The following is a 21,445-nucleotide window of genomic DNA, read 5'->3' as shown; positions in this document are numbered from 1 at the left end:
CAACTCCGCAATCCGTCAAACACCGGGTGACAAAAACCCGGCGCAGCTAGCCGCGCCGGGCATGGACGGGCTCAGACCATCACGATTCCTTGCTGCAATCGCGCGGGGTGATGCCCTTTTCCTTGGCGTACTTGTGCGAGGAGTCCTCGATGATGGGACGCAGCAGCTTGCGGTCGGCCTGTACCCACGGCGAAATCACCTTCCACTGCTGGCCGTCCCACTGCTGGAAGCGCACCGCGCCGCCGCCTTCGTGGTCGGCGCAACTCAGTTGCAGCGGTTGCAACAGGCCCAGCGCGCCCACTTCCTTCAGCCGCTTGTCGTCAAAGTGCAGATGCTCGAAGCCCCAGCGCACCTGTTCACCAGTCAGCGGTTTCTTGCCGAATTTGGCCTGCGCCAGGCGCACGGCTTCCACGTTCAGGATGCCGTTGACCACGCCCAGGTTGTAATACACGGTGCCAAAGCGCTTGGCGTCGGCCAGATTGCCCTTGCCTGCATCCAGCACGGTTTTCTTGATGCCTTGCAGCACCGGGAACTGGGTGCCGGACGGGTGCGTAGTGATGGAGATGAAACCCTTGGCAGCGGCACCGGCCGGGGCGGCGTCTTCTTCCGAATTGCTCCAGATATTGCCGATGATGTGGTCAGCCGGATAACCGGTTTTCTGCGCGGTTTTCAGTGCCACCGGGTTCATTACGCCCCAGCCGCGCAGGATTACCCAGTCCGGTTTTTGCTGGCGGATGGTCAGCCATTGCGACTGCTGCTCGTTACCCGGGTGCGGCACTTCCAGCGACACCAGCTGGAAGCCGTATTTCTTCGACAGCAATTCCAGGATGGGATTGGTTTCCTTGCCATAGGGCGAGCCGTGGTAGAGCACGGCAATCTTCTTGCCCTTGAGCTTGGCAAGGCCACCGGACTTCTGGCCGATGTAGTTGATGATGGCCGACACCTCGGAATACGGGTTCAGCTGCAGCGGGAAAACATAAGGAAACACGCTGCCGTCGGTGGAGTCGGTACGGCCGTGGTTGATGGTGATCAGCGGCAGCTTGTCGGCGGTGGAGCGCTCCAGAGTGGCATAGGCAATGCCCACCGACAGCGGGTTGGTAGCAGCCGCCGGGGCGCCGTTCAGGCCTTTTTTCAGGCGCTCGTAGCATTCCACCCCTTTTTCCACCACGTATTCGGTTTCGCACTCACTCCAGCTGAGCTTGACACCGTTGACGCCGCCTTCCTTGATATTCACGTACTGCAAATAATCAATAAAGCCGCCAAAAAAACCGGTACCGCCAGCCGCATACGGCCCCACGCGGTAGCTTTGCAGCGGGAAATACTGCTCGCCGCCAGCCTGTGCCGTGGCCGATGCTGCCGCCAGGCCCAATGCCAGTACGACCGCCCCTTTCAGTGTGTGCAGATGATTTTTCATTATGGTTAAACTCCCTGGTTCAGTAGACAAAACTGCTAACGGAAACAACAAGACAAAACGCTCAGAAACGCAGTGGCCACAGCCGGGCGCGCGCGCGCCAGCCTTGCCACAGCCGCGCCAGACCGTCCGGCTCCTTGATCAGGAACAGGATGATCAGCACGCCGAAGATGATTTTTTGCAGGTTCTCCAGTTGCCCGGCGGGTAACACGCCGCTGAGCAAGCTGCCGGACAGGATGGACAGCACGATGGGCAGCAGCACGATGAAGGCCGCGCCAAGAAAGTTGCCCAGAATGCTGCCCATGCCGCCCAGGATGATGATGAACAGCACCTGGAACGAGCGGCTGAGGTCGAAGCCATGCGGCTCCACCGTGCCCAGATAGGTAAACGCCCACAGGGAACCGGCCACCCCCAGAATGAAAGAGCTGATGGCAAAGGCCAGCAATTTGGTGCGCAGGATGGGGATGCCGATCACCGCGGCGGCAGTGTCCATATCACGCACCGCCATCCAGTTTCGGCCCAGGCTGCTGCGTACCAGATTGGCCGCCAGCACAAACAGGGGCAGCACCACGCTGAGCGTCAGCAGGTAACGCCCGGCCGGGCTACCGAAATCGTGACCGGCCACCAGCAGCGGCGGCGCGGTGATGACGCCGGATTCGTTACCGTTGGAGAACCAGGCAAACTTGGTGAGCAGCCATTCGACAAAAAACTGTGCCGCCAGCGTGGACACCAACAGATAAAAGCCCTTGATGCGCAGGCTGGGCAGGCCGAACACCACTCCCACTATCGCTGCCACCACGCCTCCGGCGACAAAGCTGAGCAAGAGCGGCAGACCCGGCAGCAGGAATTGCAGCTTGTAGCTGGCAAATGCCCCCACCGCCATGAAAGCGGCCGAACCCAGCGACAGCTGGCCGGCATAGCCAGTGAGCAGGTTCAGCCCCAGACCGGCCAGTGACAACACCAGAAACGGAATCAGAATGGCGCTGAACCAGTAGTCGTTGCCAATAAAGGGCAACAGGCCGAAGGCCAGCAACAGCAAGGCCCACAGTGCGGCACGCTGCTGCCACAGTCGCAGTGCGCGGCCATCCTGCCGGTAGCGGGTGCTGAACTGCCCGGATTCCTGATAAAACATGCGTATTCTCCTTACACCCGTTCAATGGCGCGTTCGCCAAACAAGCCCGCCGGACGCAGCAGCAGGAACAGCAGCGCCAGCACATAGGGAAACCAGTTTTCAATGCCGCCACTGAGCAGCGGCCCCAGATACACTTCCGCCAGTTTTTCGCTGGCCCCCACAATCAGGCCGCCGACAATGGCACCGCCTATCGAGGTAAAGCCGCCGATAATCAGCACCGGCAAGGCCTTGAGCACGATCAGCGACAGGGAAAACTGCACCCCCAGCCGCGCGCCCCACAACAGCCCGGCCACCAGCCCCACCAGCCCGGCCACTGCCCACACCAGCACCCACATGCGTTGCAGGCGGATGCCTACCGCCAGCGCGGCCAGCTGGTCGTCCGCCACTGCGCGCAGTGACAGGCCGATGCGGGTCTTGTTGAACAGCAAGGACAGCAGCAGCACCAACAGCCCGGCGCTAGCGGCGGCAAACAGGTCGAAGCGCGACAGCATCAGGCCGCCCAGCTCCAGCGGTGTGTCCTCGATGCCCAGGTCCAGCCCGTGCACCTGTGCGCCCCACAGCGCCTGGGCCACGCCCTCCACCACATAGCTCAGGCCCAGTGTGGCCATGAACAGGGTGATGGGTGGCCGGTTCACCAGATGGCGCAGCACCAGCCGCTCCAGCAACAGCGCCAGCAGCAGCATGGACAACAGGCTGATGACAAAGGACAGCCAGAACGGCAGGCCACGCTCCAGCAGGCTGACAAAGGTGAGCGCGGCAAACAGCACCATGGAGCCCTGGGCAAAATTGAACACCCCGCTGGCCTTGTAGATCAGCACGAAGCCGATGGCCACCAGCGAGTACATCACCCCGGCCAGCAAGCCTCCGAGCAGTACTTCCATGAAAAACGACATCAGACAGCCCCCTTGCCGGCACGCCGGCGCAACAGGTCCCCGCCCCGCGCGGGAATACCGACGGGGACGGTGGATACGAAAAGGTGGATAGGGATAAACAGCTTTCAGTGGCGCTGCTGGCCCAGATACGCCGCAATCACCTCAGGCAGCGCACGCACGGCTTCGGGCTCGCCATCGCCGATCTTGCGGCCATAGTCCAGCACCACCACGTGGTCGGACAGTTCCATCACCACGCCGATGTCGTGCTCAATCAGCACGATGGTGGTGCCGAACACCTGGTTGACCTCGCGGATAAACTGGCTCATTTCGCGCTTTTCTTCGCGGTTCATCCCGGCCATGGGTTCATCCAGCAACAGCAGGCGCGGCCGGGCGGCCAATGCCCGCCCCAGCTCCACCCGTTTTTGCAGGCCATAGGGCAGCTGCCCCACCGGGGTGTGCCGCCAGGCTTGCAGGCGCAGGAAGGCAATCACCTCCTCGGCTACCGCACGCTGGGCTTCTTCATCGGCCACCGCCCGGCCTAGCCGGAAAGCCTGCTCCAGCCAGCTGCTGCGGCTGACCAGGTTGCGGCCGGTGAGGATGTTGTCCAGCACACTCATGCCCTTGAACAAGGCAATGTTCTGGAAGGTGCGGGCAATGCCCGCCACCGCCGCCTCGTGCGGCTGCATGGCACGGCGGGCGCGCCCGGCAAAACGGATTTCCCCTTGCTGTGGCTGGTACACACCGTTGATGACATTAAGCAAGGAGCTTTTGCCCGCGCCATTCGGGCCGATCAGCGCGCAGATCTCCCCTTCGGCCACGTCAAAGCCGATGTCGGTCACTGCCTTGACGCCCTTGAAGCTCAAGGAGATGTGCGCCAGGCTCAGCAAGGGCGCTACGGTCTCGGACATAGTGTTGTTTCCATTGATTGATTCAGGCTCGCAGCGGTGGCGTACCGGAAGGCAGCCATTGACGCGTGCCGCTTTCCGCTTCGGCTTGCAAAGGCCGTTGCTGCCACTCGGCGTTATCCGGCCAGTTGCGCACTTCCACGCCCAGCACGGCAAAAAAGTGACGGGTGTTTTCCGCCAGCGGCGCACCCAATAGCAGCGGCACCCGGGTACGGCTGAAACCCAGCACGTCACGCAGCGGGCGAATCACGCTGTAATACCCGGCCCAGCGCCAGAAGCGCCCGGCACCAGGTTGCAGCACCCGGTCCACCAGCGCACGTTGCCAGCTGCCGGTAGGTGGCAGACGGCTGCGTGCCAGTTGTTCCAGCCGGCTATAGGTTTCCCGCGTACCGGCCACCAGGGTGGGCCCCAGCTCGCGGCGGTCGTTGTCGCGGGTGGCCAGGTTTTCCGGAAAATTCAGCCGGAAACCTGCTTGCAGCCACGGAGCCAGCAAGTAGCGCACCTGGGCGGAGCTGGCAAAGGCACGCGAGGCCAGCGCGTCTTCATTGGCGCTCAGGCCTTCTGCCTGTAACAGCTGGCTGCCTGCCTGCAGCAAATGGCCATGCTGCAAGGCCTGCTGTTGCAGCTCGCCCCGGCCATCCACCCGCCAGAAGCGGAAGGCCACGGCGCTATTGCTGGCGCGTACTGCTGGCACGGGCAGCGCGGCTCCCTCTTGCTGCAACTGCGCAACCGCCAGCCAGCCCGGGCCTACCCGCTGCTGCAAGCCACGCCCTTCGGCGTAGAGCAATAGCGCGGGGGCAGGCAAGTCACGTGGCAGGCTGTTGAGCGCCTCGGCATCCTCCACCAGCAGCCAGCGCGGCTGTACATGCAGCAGGATGGCCTGCAAGTCACGCACCGGCTGTTGCAGGTCCAGCGCTACCGCCTCACCGCCCAGCCACTGCGCCGCCAGGCTCAGCAGCAGCACTTCGGAACGCGGATGACTGAGCAACACCAGGCTGTGCCCGGCCGCAAAGCCATGCGCAGCCAGACCGGTGGCCAGCGCAGCCACTTGCTGCTGTAGCTCGGCCCAGCGCCATTGCTGCCAGATGCCCAGCCGCTTGTGGCGCAGGGCAATGGCCTGTGGCTGTTGGTCAGCCTGCCATGCCAGCCAGTCCGGCAGGCTGGCATGGTCTTGCTGCGGCGCTTCCTGATGTCGCTTCATCACCCTTGCTCCTGTCAGGCGGCCACGGCTTCGTGCGCTTTGGCGCGCGCTTCCAGCTCACGCACCAGCGGCAGCACTTTTTCGCCGAAGTAAGCCACTTCTTCCTGGAAGTGCAAGAAGCCACTCAGCACCAGGTCCACCCCCACGGCCTTCAGGGCGACGATACGTTCGGCAATCTGCTGCGGGGTGCCGATCAGATTGGTCTTGAAGCCGTCGTTGTACTGCACCAGGTCTTCGAAGGTGGATTTGGCCCAGTTGCCCTCGCCTTCCGGGCTGGCCTGACCGGCCTGCTTCACCGCATCGCCAAAGGCGTTGACTGCTTCCGGGTCGGCCTTGTCGAGAATCTCGGCCAGTACGGCGCGGGCTTCTTCTTCGGTATCGCGGGCAATGATGAAGGCGTTGACGCCAATCTTGACCTGATGGCCGTTGGCCGCGGCCTTGGCGCGCACGTCATCCACCTGCGCCTTGATGCCCTCTACCGTATTGCCGTTGGTGAAGTACCAGTCGGACACGCGCGAAGCCATGTCACGGGCGGCGCGCGAGCTGCCACCCTGGAAGATTTCCGGGTGCGGCTGTTGTAGCGGCTTCGGCTTCAGGGTGTAGTCGCTGAAGCGGTAGAAGTCGCCCTTGAAGCTGAAGTTGTCCTGGGTCCAGATGCCCTTGAGCACGCGGATGAATTCTTCCGAACGGCGATAGCGTTCGTCATGCTCCAGCCACGGTTCGCCAATGGCGGTGAATTCGCCCTGGAACCAGCCGGAAACAATATTGACCGCCACGCGGCCACCGGTGAGGTGGTCGATGGTGGCAATCTGCTTGGCCAGCACTGCCGGGGTCCACGGACCGGGCAGAATGGCAGCAATCACGCGCAGTTTTTCGGTGGCGGCCAGCAGCGCATGGCTGAAGGAAACCGACTCGTGCTGGTATTCCGCGCCATAACCGGCAGTAAAGCGGATTTGCGACAGCGCGTATTCAAAACCGGCCTTCTCTGCGATTTGCGCCAGTTTGCGGTTGTAGTCGATATCCCAGCTGGTGCGCTGTTCGATCTTGCTGACCACCAGGCCACCGCTGACATTGGGTACCCAGTAGGCAAACTTGATGGCGTTTTGTGCTTGGCTCATGTGATTTCTCCGTGTAGATGCAGGTAATGGTCAAGAGGGCAATGCAGTTTTGATTCAGGCCAGGGAAGATGTCGTGCTGGCGGACTGCGCGCTGGCAATCACCGGCTGGCGGTGGCTGATCAGCGGCAAGGCGCGCTCTACCGCCAGGCGGATGCGGGCCTGCAAGGCGCTATCGCTGACCTGGTAGTCGCTGAAGTCGGCCTCGGCGGCATACACCCCCACAGGCAGGGTTTGTGCCTGGAAGAAGCTGAACAAGGGGCGCAGCTGATGTTCGATCACCAGCGCATGGCGCTCGCTGCCACCGGTGGCAGCCAGCAATACCGGCAGGTCGAACAGGGCTTCGTGATGCACGAAGTCAAAGAAATGCTTGAACAGACCGGTGTAGCTGGCGCGATAGACCGGGCTGGCAACAATCAGCAAATCAGCCTGCTCCACCGCCTGAATAGCCTCGCGTACGGTGTCGGGCAAGTCTGCCGGACGGGTGACGCCACCGTAGTGCGGGGCCAGGTCGCCCAGTTCAATCACGCGGGCCTCAACGGGCAAATGACCGGACAATTCCGCCAGCACGGCCTGCACCAAGGCCAGGGTGCGCGAGGGACGCTGCAGGCTGCCGGAGACGGCGACAACATTAAAAGAGTGGCTCATGCTTGCTCCATCATCAGGGTTCTCCTGATACATAGCAGCAAACGTGCCAGCTTTATTTTTCTTTATAATCAATTACTTGCATAAACTTAACCATGAACGGCAACTGCTGCTGCCGCACCAGCATGCTGACCGGCTGCTGCCTGGGCAGCAGCTGCCAAACCATGCAAAACAAAGCAGGATTGCTGATATGCAGAAAGCATAATCCCCAAGGCCCAAAAGCACACTTCCAATACAAAAAAGCACACCCGGTGGGTGTGCTTTTCATGACAAAGACAGTTGTCTGGCTAGGCTTGTTTCAGCTTATTTGCCATCCCACACGATGTCCTTCACCACCAGCGGCTTTGGAATCAGCTTCAGCTTGAAGAAGGTATCGGCAATGCGCTGCTGCTCGGCCACTACCTTGCCATTCAGCAGCTTGACGCCATAGCCGGAGCGCTTGGCAGCCACCTGCACAATGTCCTTGTCCAGGCCGATCTGGCCGGACAGCTCGGCAGAGACTTCCGGAATATGACTCTTGCCCCAGGCATCCAGCCGTTGCAGTTCTTCCAGCACCACCTTGATCACCTTGGGATTGCTGGCCACATAAGGCTTGCGTGCCAGGTAGAACTGGGTGTTGTTGACGATGCCCTTGCCGTCCGCCAGCTGACGGGCATTCAGTTGCTTCTCGGCCGCGGCCAGGAAGGGGTCCCAGATCACCCAGGCATCCACGCTGCCCTGCTGGAAGGCGGCACGGCCATCAGCCGGATTGAGGAAAACCGGGGTGATGTCCTCGTATTTCAGCCCGGCTTTTTCCAGTGCGCGTACCAGCAGGTAATGCACATTGGAGCCCTTGTTCAGCGCCACGCGCTTGCCTTTGAGGTCCTTTACGCTGCGGATGGGCGAATCCTTGCCCACCACAATGGCCTCACCTTCCGGCGCAGCCGGTTCATTGGCCAGATACAACAGGTCGGCACCGGCTGCCTGGGCAAAGATGGGCGGGGTTTCACCGGTGGTGCCCAGGTCCACGCTGCCCACGTTCAGCGCTTCAAGGAGTTGCGGGCCGCCGGGGAATTCCGCCCATTTCACCTTGACGCCCAGCGGGGCCAGGCGTTTTTCCAGCGTGCCCTGCGCCTTCAGCAGCACCAGCGAGCCGTATTTCTGATAACCGATATTCAGTGTGTCGCTGCCAGCGGCCAGCGCAGTGGCCGACAGTGATGACAGCGCGAGGCCGGCAGCGGCCAGCAGGCCCAATACACGACGACGGGTGGGCTTGAAGTGTTGCATCACGATTCCTTGTTGTTTGCAGTATGCGTTTCTGGTTTTACAAGCCAAACAGCTGGGCGGCATTGCCATACAACACCTTGTCCAGCACATCAGGCCGCAGGCCCAGCCCGTGCAGGTCGTCTATCGACTGGCCTATCGGCCGGAAGGGATAGGACGAGCCAAACAGCAGTTGGTCGGCCATGAAGCCGTTGGCCGCCTCGATATACAGCTGGCTGCCGGGCAGGAACTGGTACATGTCCGGTACCACCCGCACGTTTTCGTGACGGAAGGCAATGCCGACAATCTCGGCCACCCGCGGCCAGTAGCCGTGATAACAAACAATGGGCAAGTGCGGAAAATCCGCCGCCACCCGCGCCACACCGGCCGGGTCGTTGAAGCGCGGGTCCGGCGTGGTGGGGCCGGACATCAAAAACACTGGCACGCCCAGCGCGGCGCAGGTTTCATAGATGGGGTAGTACACCGCATCGTCCGGCTGGCGCGCCGGTACGCCAAAGCCCGGTTCGATATCAATACCGGCCAGGCCCAACTGCCTGATGGCGCGCTCGGCCTCGACCACCGCCGCTTGCTCACCCTGCAAGGCCGGGTCCACCCCGGCAATGCCCAGCAGGCTGTCGTGGCCATGCACGATCTGGTGAATGGTGTCATTGGGCAGATGCTGGCCCGGCGTATGCCGCCCCACCACCACTGCGCGGCTCAGCCCGGCATGGGCTACTTCATCCAGGAAACCCTGTTGGGTCAGCGAGTTGACGAAGTGCTGGTCGTCACGCGAACCCACGCGGCGGTTAAGCCAACGCGCTGCTTGGTAAGCCTGGGTGCCGGGTGAGGCACCAAAAAAGTCGTGCAGGAAGGCGGGCCTGCAACGCATGTCGATCACCTTCATGCGGCCTCCGTTTCGGCCACGGTTTTCGTCACCACGGTGCTGGCATCAAACGGGCCACCGGTCTGCACCCGGTCGTCGCCATACACCCAGCGTTTGCCCGGCAACAGCGGGAACACCAGTTCGGCAAAGCGGTAGGCTTCTTCCAGATGCGGGTAGCCGGAGAGAACAAAGCTGTCCACGCCCAGATCGGCATATTCCTTCAGCCGTGCCGCCACGGTTTGCGCATCGCCTACCAGCGCAGTACCGGCACCGCCACGCACCAGGCCGACACCGGCCCACAGATTGGGGCTGACTTCCAGTTGATCGCGCTTGCCGCCGTGCAGCGCGGCCATGCGGCGCTGGCCTTCGGAGTCCATCGCAGCAAAACGCTGCTGCACCTTGGCAATCACCTCGTCATCCAGATGGCTGATCAGCGCGTTGGCCGCCGCCCAGGCTTGCTCGGTGGTTTCGCGCACAATCACATGCAGGCGCACACCAAAGCGCACGGTACGGCCCAGTTTGGCGGCACGGGCGCGCACATCGGCAATTTTTTCGGCCACGGCGGCCGGTGGCTCACCCCAGGTGAGGTAAGCTTCCACATGTTCGGCCGCCAGGTCGTGCGCGGCATTGGACGAGCCGCCAAAGTACAAGGGCGGGGCCGGTTTCTGCACCGGCTCAAAGAAGTTCTGCGCGTTTTCCACTGTGTGGTATTTACCGGCGTAGCTGACGGTTTCCCCGGCCAGCAGGCGCTTCCAGATATGCAGGAATTCGCTGGCTTCCTCGTAACGCTGGTCGTGATCGAGGAAAATGCCGTCGGCGGCCAGCTCGGCCGAATCGCCACCAGCCACCACATTCAGCAGCAGGCGGCCATGGCTGGCCTGGTCCAGCGTGGCGGCCATCCGCGCGGCGGCGGTGGGCTTGGTCAGCGCGGTGCGCAGTGCCACCAGCAGTTTCAGGCGGCTGGTGACTGGTACCAGGCTGGAAGCTGTCACCCACGGGTCCAGGCAGCCGCTGCCAGTGGGAATGAGAATGCCGTCGTAACCCAGGTTGTCCGCCGCCACGGCAATCTGCCGCAGGTATTCGTTGCTGACGGCGCGGCCTGAACCGGACTGGCCCAGATAACGGGTATCGCCGGAGGTCGGCAGAAACCAGAAGATGTCGAGACTCATGCTGCTTCCTTTACTGGCAGATTGCATGACACCGCAGCGCCGCTCTGGCGGCTGTGGCATGAAGGTGATGGGCCGATTCTAGTCAGCGCCCTGCCCGTCACGAACCAAGGAAAACAGCAAAGCAAATCACTTTAAGTCATAACCTGTCATGACAGCTTGCCCGGTGTTTGGGCTTATACTCGGCGCAATCCAATCAAGCCCTGCCCGCCCATGACCACATTAGCCACACCACAGGCCCTGCATGCCCGCATCCGCGAAAGCCTGCGCAGCCAGATTCTTAGCGGCCATTACGGCCAGCACGACAAACTACCATCGGAAAAACAGCTGATGGAAAGCTTTGGCGTCAGCCGCATCACCGTGCGCCATGCGCTGGGCGCGCTGGAACAGGAAGGTATGATCTTCCGCATTGCCGGCAAGGGCTGCTATGTAGCCAAGAGCAAACCCGCGCAAACCCTCACCCGGCTGCAAGGCTTTGCCGAAGCCATGCACAGCCAGGGCTATGCTGCCTGCAACCGGGTGCTGAGCCTGCAAACCCTGCCCGCCAGCGAAACCGTGGCCCAGGCCTTTGGCGTGGCCGTGGGCACGCTCATGGTGGAGCTGCGCCGCCTGCGTTATCTGGACAATCTGCCGGTGTCGCTGGACATCAGTTATTTCACTCAGGAGCTGGGCTTGCGGCTGGCGCGTGAAGACCTGGCCAGCCGCGACGTGTTTCATATTCTGGAAAACGACTACGGCCTGCCGCTGGGCCATGCCGACCTCAGCATAGAAGCCACGCTGGCCAGCGCAGAAGAAGCCGCGCTGCTGGACGTCAGCACAGGAGCGCCTCTGCTGGCGCTGCAACGCATGACCCGTGGTGCCGATGGTGCCGGGCTGGAGCTGGACTTCATCCGCTACCGTGCCGACCGCTTTCGCTACCAGTTGCGCGTGGAGCGCAATTAAGCCCCCTGCTGCGCAGGCAGCAGCCAGCCAGCACAGTTGTGCTGATTTACAGCAAAAAGCCGCCTTTTTCGACGTAAAACCAGGCATTTTCGCAGGCACGCTTATTGCCATTCTTGTGACATCCCCGGATACCCGGACTTACACAAGGAAACGCGATGACGACCTCCCTGAGCGACCAAGCTGCTGTTCGTGTCAACTCTCCCGAGCCTTTCGCCACCCGCCCGCGCCCCACTACCCCGACGCACATCATCCGCGACGATGCCGAAGCCATCGCCGTGGCGCGTCAGCTGGCCATCCGCTTTGCCCACGATGCCGCGCTGCGCGACCGCGAGGGCCTGCTGCCGCTGGCCGAGGTAGACGCCTACTCGCAAAGCGGCCTGTGGGGCATCAACGTGCCCAAGGCCTATGGAGGCGCAGGCGTGTCCTACGCCACGCTGGCCGAGGTGATCAAGATCATCGCCGAAGCCGACTCCAGCATCGCCCAGATCACCCAGAACCATCTGGCCATCAACCTGCATATCGCGCTGGATGGCAGCGAAGCACAAAAGCAGGAACTGTTCGGCCTGGTATTGCAGGGCTACCGCTTTGGCAATGCCTTCTCCGAACTCAACAGCAAGACGGTGGCCGCGTTTGAAACCCGCTACCAGCTTGACGGTGACACCGCAGTGGTAAATGGCGAGAAGTTCTACACCACCGGCGCACTGCTGGCCCACATCGTGCCCATCGTGGCCGTGGGTGAGGACGGCCTAGGCGCACTGGTATTTGCCGACCGCGACACCCCTGGGCTGAGCGTGATCAACAACTGGTCCAGCTTTGGCCAGCGCACCACTGCCTCCGGCGGCGTGAAGATTGAACAGGTACGCGTACCGGCCAGCCGCGTGCTGCCGATTGCCGCCTTCGACACCCCCACCGTAGCCGGGCCGGTGTCGCAGATCATCCAGGCCGCCATTGACGGCGGTATTGCCCGTGCCGCGCTGACCGACACCATCGAGTTCATCCGCTCGCAAAGCCGCCCTTGGCTGGACAGCGGCAAGGACAAGGCCGCCGATGACCCGTTTACCGTTTCCGCCATCGGCCTGCTGGAAATCCGCCTGCATGCGGCCGAAGCCCTGCTGGAAAAGGCCGGCCGCCTGATCGACGCTGCCCTGGCCCAGCCGGATGAAAACAGCGTGGCACTGGCCACCGTCGCCACCGCCGAAGCCAAGGTACTGACCACCGAAATTGCCATCGAGGCCAGCAACAAGCTGTTTGAACTGGCCGGCACCCGCGCCACCCTGATTGCCCACAACCTGGACCGCCACTGGCGCAATGCCCGCGTGCACACCCTGCACGACCCGGTGCGCTGGAAATACTTCCACATCGGCAACTACTACCTGAACCACATTGCGCCGCCGCGCCATCCGTGGAACTAAAACATCACCGGCAGTACAGCACTGTCGGTATTCACCATATCGCCAAACAGGAAACAACCATGAGCCAACACACTCTGCCGGACGACCTGTCCACCGGCACCGACTACGAAACCCTGGCCCAGCGCTTTCGCCCCATCTTTGCCGAAATCGCCCAGACCGCCCTGCAGCGCGAACGCGAGCGCAGCCTGCCGTATGAGCCCATCAACTGGCTGAAACAGGCCGGTTTTGGCGCGGTGCGCGTGCCCAAGCAATATGGCGGGGCCGGTGCTTCGCTGCCGCAGCTGTTCCAGCTGCTGGTGGAGCTGGCCACCGCCGACTCCAACCTGCCGCAAGCGCTGCGCGGCCATTTCGCCTTTGTCGAAGACCGCCTGAATGCCCCGGCAAGCCCGGAACGCGAAGTGTGGTTCAAGCGCTTTGTCGCCGGTGAAATTGTCGGCAATGCCTGGACCGAAATCGGCGAAGTGGCCGTGGGCGACGTCATTACCCGCGTCAGCCGCCAGGGCGACAAACTACTGCTCAATGGCCGCAAGTTCTACAGCACCGGCAGTATTTTTGCCGACTGGATCGACGTTTACGCCCAAGTGGATGGCACCAATCAGGACGTGATTGCCGCCATCCGCACCAATGACCCCGGTGTAACACAAAGCGACGACTGGGACGGCTTTGGCCAGCGCACCACCGGCAGCGGCACTTCCGTGTTTGAAAACGTGACGGTGGAACCGGAAAACCTGATCGACTTTGCCAGCCGCTTCAAATACCAGACCGCCTTCTACCAGCTGGTATTGCTGGCGGTGCTGGCCGGCATCGGCAAGGCAGTGGAACGCGATGTGGCGCAGCATGTGCGCGACAGAAAGCGCGTGTTCAGCACCGGCAATGCCAGCAGCGTGAGTCAGGATGCGCAGATCCAGCAGGTGGTGGGCGAAATCTCCGCCCTGGCCTATGCCGCCGAAGCCACTGCCATTCGCGCCACCCACCCGGCCCAGCGTGCTTATGAAGCCCGCTTTGGCAACGACGCCGCGCGCGAACGCCAGGCCAATATCGACGCCGAGCTGGAATCGGGCAAGGCGCAGATCGTGGTATCCGAACTGGTATTGCGTGCCTCCACCCAGCTGTTCAACGCCCTGGGCGCATCGTCGGCCCGCGCCGACCTGCTGCTGGATCGCCACTGGCGCAATGCCCGCACCGTGGCATCGCACAATCCGCTGATCTACAAGGCGCGCATTGCCGGTGACTGGGCCATCAACGGCACCGAACCGCCTTATGTCTGGCAGATCGGCCGCGGCAAGGCCTGATTGGTATTACGAAGCGGAAAACGACAAGGCCCGCGCGTGCGGGCCTTTTGCATGGCCAAGACCCATAGAAAAACCGCGCCATGACGGGCGCGGTGTTGAGTGCCAGCTCCAGCCTTCAAGCCGGTTGCAAATCCGCTGCCGGTGCCGACGCATGTTTTTGCTTCCAGGCTTCGATGTCGCGGTATTGCGCGGCCGGGTGGTTGTCCGGCAGCAAGGGACCTGCGCCAAACAGTTTTTCGCGCAGGGTGCCCGGGAGGTATTCCGTCTGGTACACGCCACGGCGCTGCAATTCCGGCACCAGGTACTCCACCACGTCCTCGAAAGTTTCATGGGCAACGGCATAGGCCAGGTTGAAACCATCGGTATCGGTGGCTTCCACCCAGTCCTGCAGGATGTCAGCCACGGTGGCGGCCGAGCCGACAAACACCGGCCCCAGCCCGCCGATGCCGCCAAAGCGCGCCAGCTCGTCTATGGTCCAGGCTTTGCCGCCGCTGGACAGATGCTCCACCGCCGAGATGATGGCGTTGGTGTCCACATGGCGTACCAGTTCGGTGGGGGCGTATTGGCCGAAGTCGATACCGGTCCAGCCGGACATGAACACCAGCGAGCCATCGTAGGAGGCATAGCGCTGGTATTCGGCAAACTTGGCCTGGGCCTTGGCATCGGTTTCGTCCACGATCACCGTCACCAGATTGAATATCTTGATCTGCTGCGGGTCGCGCCCCGCTGCTGCCGCCTGGCTGCGCACATCGTCCACATAGCGGCGCAGGATGTCCTTGGTGGGCGCGGCCACGAACACGCACTCGGCATGCTGGGCGGCAAAGGCCTTGCCGCGGCCGGATGCGCCAGCCTGGAACAGCACCGGCGTGCGTTGCGGCGAAGGCTCGCTCAGGTGATAGCCCGGCACCTCGAAGTATTTGCCCTTGTGGCCGATTTCATGCACTTTTTCCGGATGGGCGAAAATGCCGCGTTCGCGGTCACGCACCACGGCCCCCTCTTCCCAGCTGCCTTCCAGCAGCTTGTAGATCACCTCGATGTATTCGTCCGCCACGTCGTAACGGTTGTCGTGCCGGCGCAAACCGCCCTGGCTGATGTTCTTGGCACCGCTTTCCAGATAGGAAGTGACAATATTCCAGCCCACCCGGCCCTTGGTGTGGTGGTCCAGCGTGCTCAGTCGCCGGGCAAACGGGTATGGATGTTCGAAGGAGGTGGATGCGGTGACACCAATGCCCAGGTGCTTGGTGGTCAGTGCAATTGGCGCGGCCAGTTGCAGCGGGTCGTTGACCGGCAGTTGGGCCCCTTCGCGAATGGCGTGGTAATTGCTGCCCTGGTACACGTCGTAATAGCCGATCACATCGGCAATGAACACGGCATCAAAAAAACCACGCTCCAGAATGCGCCCCAGGTCGGTCCAGTATTCCAGGTCCTTGTATTGCCAGGAGCGGTCACGCGGGTGGGTCCACAGGCCGGGCGACTGGTGTGCCACGCAGTTCATTTCAAAGGCGTTGAAGCGAATGGTCTTGCTCATTGCAGTTCCTGTCGGGGTTGAATGATTACCCGAATGACAGTGCAATTTTCATACCGGCAAGGGGAAATATTCATCATCATTTCCGCTAAGCTATCCACTTTTTATCATGATTTTATTTTTATTATTATCTGTTTATTTTCAATTACTTAAAAAATACCATTAAAGTAACTTGCCGATACTTGTTGATGATTTACTTTAACTGGCCTAGCCACGGAAACAAGCAACTGCTGCCCTGCCAGCACGCCGGCAGCAGCAACTGCGGCATTGGCAGCAGGCAGTAAAAAACGGCCCGCTAGCGAGCCGTTTTTCAAATTTGAAAAAACACAGACGCAGCGCATATCACTCCTGCTGCAATTCTTCCTCGATGCCACGCAAGCGCGCCGGTGCCAGCAGCTTGAGCGCGACAAACCAGGCCAGCCCCAGCCCGACCAGCGCCAGGAACACATAAGGCAGCCAGGCATACACGCCGGTTGGCAGCGGATAAACACTGCCCACCAGCGGGATGGCCAGCAGCAGCACTGACACCAGGCTGATCAGCACATGCTGCGGCTTGAGCTTGCCCTGACGGCGCAGATACAAGGGCGCACCCACCGCCACCAACACATAGGCCAGCAGATAACCATAAGTAGCCACCGAGCTGAGATAACCATAAGAATCCAGCAAGGCCGTGCCATTTGCGGTAAAGACCAGTCCCACGATCAGCGCCAGCACCACCAGCAGCGTGACGGCGATATGCGGCGTGGCATTGCTGGCATGCGCCTTGCCGGTGGACGCATGCAGCAGCCCCTGACGGGCAAAGGTGTAGACAATGCGGGCGGCAGCATTGATGGAGGAGAAAAAAGCGGCGAAGAAGCTGAGCGCCACCCCGGCATCGATGATCAGGCCAAAGCCACCCAGGCCCAGGCGATGCGCCAGGATGGACAGCGGGCCGTCGGCCTGATCCAGCCCCGGATGCTGGCCATGGAAGGCCGCCACCAGCGCATAGGACGCCAGAATGAACAGCAGGGCCGGGCCGACAATACTGATGATGACCGCACGCGGAATGGCCTTCAGCGGCGATTGCGCCTCGGCCCCCAGCACGGTGGCGCTTTCAAAGCCGGTAAAGCTGAAGAAGGCCAGTACCATGCCCAGGCGCAGCTGCTCCGGCTTTACCCCTTCCAGCGCGATCTGGGACTGGTCGACATGGCTGCTGCCATTGAGCAGATAGGTAATCAGCACCACCGCAATCAGCAGGATGGTGAGCAGCTCCACCAGCAGGGTAAAGCGGGTGGACAGACGGATGTCGCGGTAGGCAATGGCCCAGGCTGCCAGCGCCAGCACCACGGTCAGCAGCAGGCTGACCGCCAGTGGCGGATGGGCGGCAACCAGGCCCAGCTCGCGCCCCAGCACCAGAAAGGTATTGACCGTGCCTTGCAGGATGCCGGCGGCCCCCACCGCATAGGCAATCAGCAAGGACCAGCCGCAGATCACCCCCCAGATGGGGCCGATGCCTTGCGAGGCATAGGCATACAGCGCACCGGGTGATGCCGCGCTGCGGGCAAACAGGGTAATGCTCCAGGCCGAGAACAGCAGCGCCACGGTGGCAAAGGCATAGGCCAGCCAGGTGCCGTTACCGGCGGTGGCAAATACGGCCGGCACCAGAATGCCTACCCCGCCGGACACACCGACCAGTCCGATGGACTGCGCCACCAGTTCGGGCAGGCGCAGGTAATTGCGCCGCAGCGTACCGGCCTGGCTTTCTATCTGGGCGGCCGGGCTGTCCAGCACCGCCTCGCCTTGGGTGGAGTGAATCATGAAACACCTCTTGATGGTTGTTGTTGGCTGACAAGTCACCGGCACCGTCACCCTGCCCCGGCGCAAAAGCGCCATGTAGCAAGGGTGCGGCACGGTCAACAGCCGATATGGCGGATAAGCATGGTGGCTCCGACGGCCCGCACCGGGCGGGCCGCATGCGTGCTGATCAGTTCCAGGAATGCCGTGCCGGCTTGATGCCGTTCAGCGTGTAATTGCCGATGGCGTGGTACTTCCAGCGCACCGGGTCGTGCAGGGTGTGCACGCGGGCATTGCGCCAGTGGCGGTCATAATTGAAGCGGCCCTGCGTGGCCTTGCTGCCACCCAGTTCAAACAGCTTGCTGGCGGCCAGCAGCGAAATTTCCGTAGTGGCAATCTTGGCCAGCCCCACCGCGATGGCCGCTTCGGCCACCGTGTCTTCGGTCGGCTCGGCCTTGGCAATATCGATAAAGCGGCCAGCCCGCTCCAGCAGTGCTTCTGCCGCCACCAGCCGGTATTGCAGATCGCCAATGGCGACAATGGTCAGCGGGTCGTCCGCCGCCCGGTCCACCCCGCTGTCTATCCACGGGCGTGCCTGCTGGCGCACAAAATCCACGGTATCGGCCAGCGCGGCGCGGGCAATGCCCAGGTCGATGGCGGCAGTGGTGATCTGGGCGAACGGCCCGGCAAAAGTGGGCCGGTCGTAGGAGCGGTGGGTGTAGAAAATCTGGAAAGGCCTCAGGCGCACCTGCTCGGCAATCACCGTGCCACTGGCCGTGGTGCGCTGGCCAAAGCCGCTCCAGTCATCCACCACGGTCAGGCCCGGCGTGCCTTGCTCGACAAAGGCCAACAAGGCCTTGCCTTCTTCATTTACTGCCAGCACCGGCACCCAGTGCGCATACAGCGCGCCGGTGGCGTAGAACTTGCGGCCATTGAGCACATACTCGTCGCCATCGCGGCGGATGGTGGTCTGGATATCCAGCACCGTCTTGCCACCGGCTTCGGAAAAGGCATTGCCATAACGCTGGCCACGCAGTACCAGCTCAAAGAAATAACGCTGCTGCTCCGGGCTGCCTTCCAGCCGGATGTCCTCAACCAGGCAATAGTGATTCTGCGGAATCTGCCCCAACGACGGGTCTGCTGTGGAAATGATGGCAATCACCTCGGCCAGCGTGACGGCGGACACCTCGGCACCACCAAAGGTGCGCGGTACGGTAATGCCCCACAGGCCGCTACGCGAGAACAATTCCACCTCGTCAAACGGCAGCTTGCGTTGCTGGTCGCGCAGTGCGGCCTGCTCGGCCAGTTGCGGTGCCAGTGCACGTGCCACTTGCAGGGCTTCGGCATCACTACGAATCACCGGCACGCTATCCGGTGTGCTGACAGGATGAGAGGTTTCCAGTACGGCGCTACTCATGGTGCTTTCCTTGTGGGCTGCCAGTCAGAGACAGACAGCGGGATGGCGAAATGAACCTCCATCTCTTTGCAAACAGCATGCCAGCCATTTTTTTGTTAAATTTCAATGATTTGCAAAATTTACCCACACAAGAATGCTGAGCCGCCAGCAGCAGCCTTGCTGCACAGCTGCTGCCATTCCAGCAAACGCAAACTGAAACACCCGCCGTGGCGGGTGTTTCTGGCAGAACGGCAAAGCCGGATCAGGCTGGTACGCCCACAGGGGTAGCGGCGTCCAGCACCGCCATTTCGGTACGTTCGCGGTAGGCAATCAGGTCGGCAATGGTGATGATGGGCAGGCCGTGTTGACGGGCAAAGCTCAGCAACTCGGGGCGGCGCGCCATGCTGCCATCGTCATTGACGATTTCGCACAGCACTCCGGCCGGGGCCAGCCCGGCCAGCCGCGACAGGTCCAGCGCTGCCTCGGTATGGCCCGGACGCGCCAGCACCCCGCCCGGCGCGTAGCGCAGCGGGAAGATATGCCCCGGTCGGGCAAAGTCGCTGGCCGGAATACGGCTGTCTGCCAATGCCCGCAGCGTGGCAGCGCGGTCGGCTGCGCTGATGCCGGTACTGGTGCCGTGCAGGTAGTCCACCGTCACGGTGAATGCCGTGCGCTGCGATTCATTATTGCTGCTTACCATCAGCGGCAGTTGCAGCTGGTCCAGCCGCTCGCCGGTCAGCGCCACGCACACCACGCCACTGCTGTAGCGCACCAGAAAGGCCATTTGTTGCGCGGTGATTTTCTCGGCGGCAATGATCAGGTCGCCTTCGTTCTCGCGGTCGGTATCATCCACCACCACGGCAAAACCACCGGCGGCAATGGCGGCAATGACTTGTTCCACACTGTCAAAATCGTCTTCAACTGCTTGCAGGTTCTGGGTCATCTTGAGTCTCAGGAGTAAAACGAGGGGGTCGGGTACTGGCCATTCAGTGCCCAGTCACCCAGCTCTTGCAGCTTGTAATCCAGCGGGTCGTGCAGGCTGTGCACGCGCAAATTGCGCCAGAAACGGTCCAGCCGCAGGGCGGCGCTGGTGGCGCGCGCACCGGTCACGTCGAAAATGCGGCTGGTCAGGTCCAGCCCGCTGCGGCTGGCATGCACCTTGGCGGCGGCAATCTGCAAGGCCAGCTGGCCGCGGCCGGCCTCATCCAGCGCATCGCCCTGCTGCCAGGCCTCATCCAGCTGGTGGGCTGCGTGGTCGGTCAGCAAGCGTGCGCCTTCCAGTGCAGCCTGGAATTCGCCGTAATGCAGCAAGGTGTAAGGGTCCTTGTTGGCAGACGCTGCCAGCGAGGCGGGCCACAGGCGGCGCTGCTCCAGCGTGTAGCGCCGAGCTTCGGCCACCGCACCTTCGGCAATGCCCAGATAGATATTGGTGAGGATCAGCTGGGCTATCAGCGGGCGCAAGCAGGCGCGCGGCGTGGACAGCGGGCCGGGTTGCAGCAGCAGCTCATCCTGCCGCACCCTCACTTGCTCGAACCGGGCGGAGCCGCTATCGGTCTGACGTTGGCCGATATTGTCCCAGTCCTGATGAATGTGCACGCCTTCCCGACGGGTGGGAATCACGGCGATCAGCAAACCGCCCTGCCCGGCGCGCAAGGCCGAAGCCAGCAGGATGTCGGAATCAGTGGCACCGGAGCAGAAGCTCTTGTCACCATGAAAGCGGTAGTCCTCGCCATCCGGCGTGGCCAGCGTACGGGTATCCAGCGGATTGAGCGCATTCCCCCAGAACCAGCGTTCACGCACGGTTTGCTCAAACCAGGGCTGCCACTGATCAGGCCGCCCGAACAGCTGGGCTGTGGCCAGCAGCAAGTGCTGAAAGGCAAATACATGGGCAACCGAGCTATCCACCCGCGCCAGTTCGCGCACAATCTGCAAGGTGGAGGCCCAGCTTTCGCCCAGGCCACCGAATTCGCGCGGGATGATCAGGCCCAGCAGGCCGCTGTCGCGCAAGGCATCGCGCTCGGCCTTGGGGGTGCCACCCTGCTGGTCACGCGCCACGGCCGTGCGGGCAAAACGGCTGGCCAGTTCGCGGGCAATGGCCAGCGGACTGTCGGGTGCAATGGATGACGGCGTAATGGATGGACTAGCCATGCAGCCTCCCGCTCTGGCGACGCTGCTGGTGGCCAAGTGAAACATTTTTGCTGCTGAATGAATGAATAAGCATGAAATTACCTGCGGCGGAAATTAAACCGGATGCGGTTTTGCCAGAGATAATTAGCAGATTGCATGCCAGCCAATTCCGCCTCATTCATACTGAATCCGGCCAGTTATTGCTGCTACAGCAGCAATTCATTCATCAGCGCTGCTGCCTGCCCAGCAGTCAATAAACACGGTGCTGCCACAGCAGCAATATTAAAAAACGGATATTGGCCGCGATCTGCTGCTAATTCGAATTCTGCATATATTCCTGATAAATCCTTGGTTTACAGCTGCTGATTGGGGCGGTTAAAACTGCCCTCAATGTGTCAGACAGCAC

At 61.9% G+C, this 21,445-nt stretch carries 21 protein-coding genes; 4 read left to right on the top strand and 17 right to left on the bottom strand.

Features of this window, described 5'->3' with window-relative positions; all coding sequences use genetic code 11:
• Positions 1–79: 79 nt before the first annotated feature.
• From HWX34_RS16365 to ssuD, 11 genes are all read right to left on the bottom strand, one after another.
• A complete protein-coding gene (locus HWX34_RS16365; RefSeq protein WP_178973246.1) occupies positions 80–1,414 on the bottom strand; it encodes an ABC transporter substrate-binding protein in 1,335 nt (444 codons plus the stop codon).
• 61 nt (positions 1,415–1,475) lie between these two features.
• Complete coding sequence (locus tag HWX34_RS16360; RefSeq protein WP_178973245.1) at positions 1,476–2,543, bottom strand: branched-chain amino acid ABC transporter permease; 1,068 nt, start codon at positions 2,541–2,543, stop codon at positions 1,476–1,478.
• 11 nt (positions 2,544–2,554) lie between these two features.
• Complete coding sequence (locus HWX34_RS16355) at positions 2,555–3,436, bottom strand: branched-chain amino acid ABC transporter permease (RefSeq protein ID WP_178973244.1); 882 nt, start codon at positions 3,434–3,436, stop codon at positions 2,555–2,557.
• A gap of 104 nt (positions 3,437–3,540) precedes the next feature.
• Positions 3,541–4,323 carry an ABC transporter ATP-binding protein gene (locus tag HWX34_RS16350; protein ID WP_178973243.1) on the bottom strand — a complete coding sequence of 261 codons (783 nt, stop codon included), beginning with the start codon at positions 4,321–4,323 and terminating at the stop codon, positions 3,541–3,543.
• Between the two features lie 22 nt (positions 4,324–4,345).
• Positions 4,346–5,521 carry an AMP-binding protein gene (locus HWX34_RS16345; protein ID WP_178973242.1) on the bottom strand — a complete coding sequence of 392 codons (1,176 nt, stop codon included), beginning with the start codon at positions 5,519–5,521 and terminating at the stop codon, positions 4,346–4,348.
• 14 nt (positions 5,522–5,535) lie between these two features.
• A complete protein-coding gene (sfnG, locus tag HWX34_RS16340) occupies positions 5,536–6,639 on the bottom strand; it encodes a dimethylsulfone monooxygenase SfnG (RefSeq protein WP_178973241.1) in 1,104 nt (367 codons plus the stop codon).
• 54 nt (positions 6,640–6,693) lie between these two features.
• A complete protein-coding gene (gene msuE, locus HWX34_RS16335) occupies positions 6,694–7,284 on the bottom strand; it encodes an FMN reductase (protein WP_178973240.1) in 591 nt (196 codons plus the stop codon).
• Positions 7,285–7,336: 52 nt separating this feature from the next.
• Positions 7,337–7,549 carry a hypothetical protein gene (locus HWX34_RS16330; protein WP_178973239.1) on the bottom strand — a complete coding sequence of 71 codons (213 nt, stop codon included), beginning with the start codon at positions 7,547–7,549 and terminating at the stop codon, positions 7,337–7,339.
• Between the two features lie 35 nt (positions 7,550–7,584).
• On the bottom strand, positions 7,585–8,547 hold the full coding sequence (locus tag HWX34_RS16325; RefSeq protein WP_178973238.1) for a sulfonate ABC transporter substrate-binding protein: 963 nt from the start codon (positions 8,545–8,547) through the stop codon (positions 7,585–7,587).
• A 37-nt stretch (positions 8,548–8,584) separates the two neighbouring features.
• Positions 8,585–9,427, bottom strand: coding sequence for an amidohydrolase family protein (locus HWX34_RS16320; RefSeq protein WP_178973237.1), 843 nt, complete (start codon positions 9,425–9,427; stop codon positions 8,585–8,587).
• Positions 9,424–10,575, bottom strand: a complete 1,152-nt coding sequence (gene ssuD / locus HWX34_RS16315) for an FMNH2-dependent alkanesulfonate monooxygenase (RefSeq protein ID WP_178973236.1) — start codon at positions 10,573–10,575, stop codon at positions 9,424–9,426. The genes HWX34_RS16320 and ssuD overlap by 4 nt, the downstream gene beginning before the upstream one ends.
• A 210-nt stretch (positions 10,576–10,785) precedes the next feature.
• On the opposite strand from ssuD, the gene HWX34_RS16310 reads away from it, so the two are divergent.
• From HWX34_RS16310 to HWX34_RS16300, 3 genes are all read left to right on the top strand, one after another.
• Positions 10,786–11,514 carry a GntR family transcriptional regulator gene (locus HWX34_RS16310; RefSeq protein WP_178973235.1) on the top strand — a complete coding sequence of 243 codons (729 nt, stop codon included), beginning with the start codon at positions 10,786–10,788 and terminating at the stop codon, positions 11,512–11,514.
• A gap of 155 nt (positions 11,515–11,669) precedes the next feature.
• Positions 11,670–12,926, top strand: a complete 1,257-nt coding sequence (locus tag HWX34_RS16305; protein ID WP_178973234.1) for an SfnB family sulfur acquisition oxidoreductase — start codon at positions 11,670–11,672, stop codon at positions 12,924–12,926.
• 59 nt (positions 12,927–12,985) lie between these two features.
• Complete coding sequence (locus HWX34_RS16300) at positions 12,986–14,218, top strand: acyl-CoA dehydrogenase family protein (protein ID WP_178973233.1); 1,233 nt, start codon at positions 12,986–12,988, stop codon at positions 14,216–14,218.
• A 115-nt stretch (positions 14,219–14,333) separates the two neighbouring features.
• On the opposite strand, the gene HWX34_RS16295 is transcribed toward HWX34_RS16300, so the two are convergent.
• The 6 genes from HWX34_RS16295 to HWX34_RS16270 form a co-directional block, all read right to left on the bottom strand.
• Entirely contained in the window at positions 14,334–15,746 is a 1,413-nt protein-coding gene (locus HWX34_RS16295; protein WP_178973232.1) for an LLM class flavin-dependent oxidoreductase, read from the bottom strand.
• A 146-nt stretch (positions 15,747–15,892) separates the two neighbouring features.
• On the bottom strand, positions 15,893–16,084 hold the full coding sequence (locus HWX34_RS16290; RefSeq protein WP_178973231.1) for a hypothetical protein: 192 nt from the start codon (positions 16,082–16,084) through the stop codon (positions 15,893–15,895).
• A 1-nt stretch (position 16,085) separates the two neighbouring features.
• Positions 16,086–17,540 carry an APC family permease gene (locus tag HWX34_RS16285; protein WP_178973230.1) on the bottom strand — a complete coding sequence of 485 codons (1,455 nt, stop codon included), beginning with the start codon at positions 17,538–17,540 and terminating at the stop codon, positions 16,086–16,088.
• Between the two features lie 166 nt (positions 17,541–17,706).
• Positions 17,707–18,933 carry an SfnB family sulfur acquisition oxidoreductase gene (locus HWX34_RS16280; RefSeq protein ID WP_178973229.1) on the bottom strand — a complete coding sequence of 409 codons (1,227 nt, stop codon included), beginning with the start codon at positions 18,931–18,933 and terminating at the stop codon, positions 17,707–17,709.
• 241 nt (positions 18,934–19,174) lie between these two features.
• Complete coding sequence (gene ribB, locus HWX34_RS16275) at positions 19,175–19,855, bottom strand: 3,4-dihydroxy-2-butanone-4-phosphate synthase (protein WP_178973228.1); 681 nt, start codon at positions 19,853–19,855, stop codon at positions 19,175–19,177.
• 8 nt (positions 19,856–19,863) lie between these two features.
• Positions 19,864–21,060, bottom strand: a complete 1,197-nt coding sequence (locus HWX34_RS16270) for an acyl-CoA dehydrogenase family protein (protein WP_178973227.1) — start codon at positions 21,058–21,060, stop codon at positions 19,864–19,866.
• Between the two features lie 71 nt (positions 21,061–21,131).
• On the opposite strand from HWX34_RS16270, the gene HWX34_RS16265 reads away from it, so the two are divergent.
• The gene (locus HWX34_RS16265) at positions 21,132–21,296 is read left to right on the top strand and encodes a hypothetical protein (RefSeq protein WP_178973226.1); all 165 of its coding nucleotides are present in this window, start codon (positions 21,132–21,134) and stop codon (positions 21,294–21,296) included.
• Positions 21,297–21,445 lie beyond the last annotated feature (149 nt).

This window comes from Aquitalea sp. LB_tupeE (assembly GCF_013391415.1).
Taxonomy (GTDB): Bacteria; Pseudomonadota; Gammaproteobacteria; order Burkholderiales; family Chromobacteriaceae; genus Aquitalea.
Note: the sequence above shows the minus strand (reverse complement) of the source record. Positions and strands in the feature narration are given on the sequence as shown.

What these genes read in the sequence shown, in the direction of transcription:
- HWX34_RS16295 (WP_178973232.1), bottom strand. Translation starts at nt 15,746, where the DNA reads ATGAGCAAGACCATTCGCTTCAACGCCTTTGAAATGAACTGCGTGGCA.
- HWX34_RS16280 (WP_178973229.1), bottom strand. Translation starts at nt 18,933, where the DNA reads ATGAGTAGCGCCGTACTGGAAACCTCTCATCCTGTCAGCACACCGGAT.
- ssuD (WP_178973236.1), bottom strand. Translation starts at nt 10,575, where the DNA reads ATGAGTCTCGACATCTTCTGGTTTCTGCCGACCTCCGGCGATACCCGT.
- HWX34_RS16355 (WP_178973244.1), bottom strand. Translation starts at nt 3,436, where the DNA reads ATGTCGTTTTTCATGGAAGTACTGCTCGGAGGCTTGCTGGCCGGGGTG.
- HWX34_RS16290 (WP_178973231.1), bottom strand. Translation starts at nt 16,084, where the DNA reads ATGCGCTGCGTCTGTGTTTTTTCAAATTTGAAAAACGGCTCGCTAGCG.
- HWX34_RS16300 (WP_178973233.1), top strand. Translation starts at nt 12,986, where the DNA reads ATGAGCCAACACACTCTGCCGGACGACCTGTCCACCGGCACCGACTAC.
- ribB (WP_178973228.1), bottom strand. Translation starts at nt 19,855, where the DNA reads ATGACCCAGAACCTGCAAGCAGTTGAAGACGATTTTGACAGTGTGGAA.
- HWX34_RS16330 (WP_178973239.1), bottom strand. Translation starts at nt 7,549, where the DNA reads ATGAAAAGCACACCCACCGGGTGTGCTTTTTTGTATTGGAAGTGTGCT.
- HWX34_RS16310 (WP_178973235.1), top strand. Translation starts at nt 10,786, where the DNA reads ATGACCACATTAGCCACACCACAGGCCCTGCATGCCCGCATCCGCGAA.
- HWX34_RS16285 (WP_178973230.1), bottom strand. Translation starts at nt 17,540, where the DNA reads ATGATTCACTCCACCCAAGGCGAGGCGGTGCTGGACAGCCCGGCCGCC.
- HWX34_RS16305 (WP_178973234.1), top strand. Translation starts at nt 11,670, where the DNA reads ATGACGACCTCCCTGAGCGACCAAGCTGCTGTTCGTGTCAACTCTCCC.
- HWX34_RS16365 (WP_178973246.1), bottom strand. Translation starts at nt 1,414, where the DNA reads ATGAAAAATCATCTGCACACACTGAAAGGGGCGGTCGTACTGGCATTG.
- HWX34_RS16325 (WP_178973238.1), bottom strand. Translation starts at nt 8,547, where the DNA reads ATGCAACACTTCAAGCCCACCCGTCGTCGTGTATTGGGCCTGCTGGCC.
- sfnG (WP_178973241.1), bottom strand. Translation starts at nt 6,639, where the DNA reads ATGAGCCAAGCACAAAACGCCATCAAGTTTGCCTACTGGGTACCCAAT.
- HWX34_RS16270 (WP_178973227.1), bottom strand. Translation starts at nt 21,060, where the DNA reads ATGGCTAGTCCATCCATTACGCCGTCATCCATTGCACCCGACAGTCCG.
- HWX34_RS16265 (WP_178973226.1), top strand. Translation starts at nt 21,132, where the DNA reads ATGAAATTACCTGCGGCGGAAATTAAACCGGATGCGGTTTTGCCAGAG.
- HWX34_RS16345 (WP_178973242.1), bottom strand. Translation starts at nt 5,521, where the DNA reads ATGAAGCGACATCAGGAAGCGCCGCAGCAAGACCATGCCAGCCTGCCG.
- HWX34_RS16320 (WP_178973237.1), bottom strand. Translation starts at nt 9,427, where the DNA reads ATGAAGGTGATCGACATGCGTTGCAGGCCCGCCTTCCTGCACGACTTT.
- HWX34_RS16350 (WP_178973243.1), bottom strand. Translation starts at nt 4,323, where the DNA reads ATGTCCGAGACCGTAGCGCCCTTGCTGAGCCTGGCGCACATCTCCTTG.
- msuE (WP_178973240.1), bottom strand. Translation starts at nt 7,284, where the DNA reads ATGAGCCACTCTTTTAATGTTGTCGCCGTCTCCGGCAGCCTGCAGCGT.
- HWX34_RS16360 (WP_178973245.1), bottom strand. Translation starts at nt 2,543, where the DNA reads ATGTTTTATCAGGAATCCGGGCAGTTCAGCACCCGCTACCGGCAGGAT.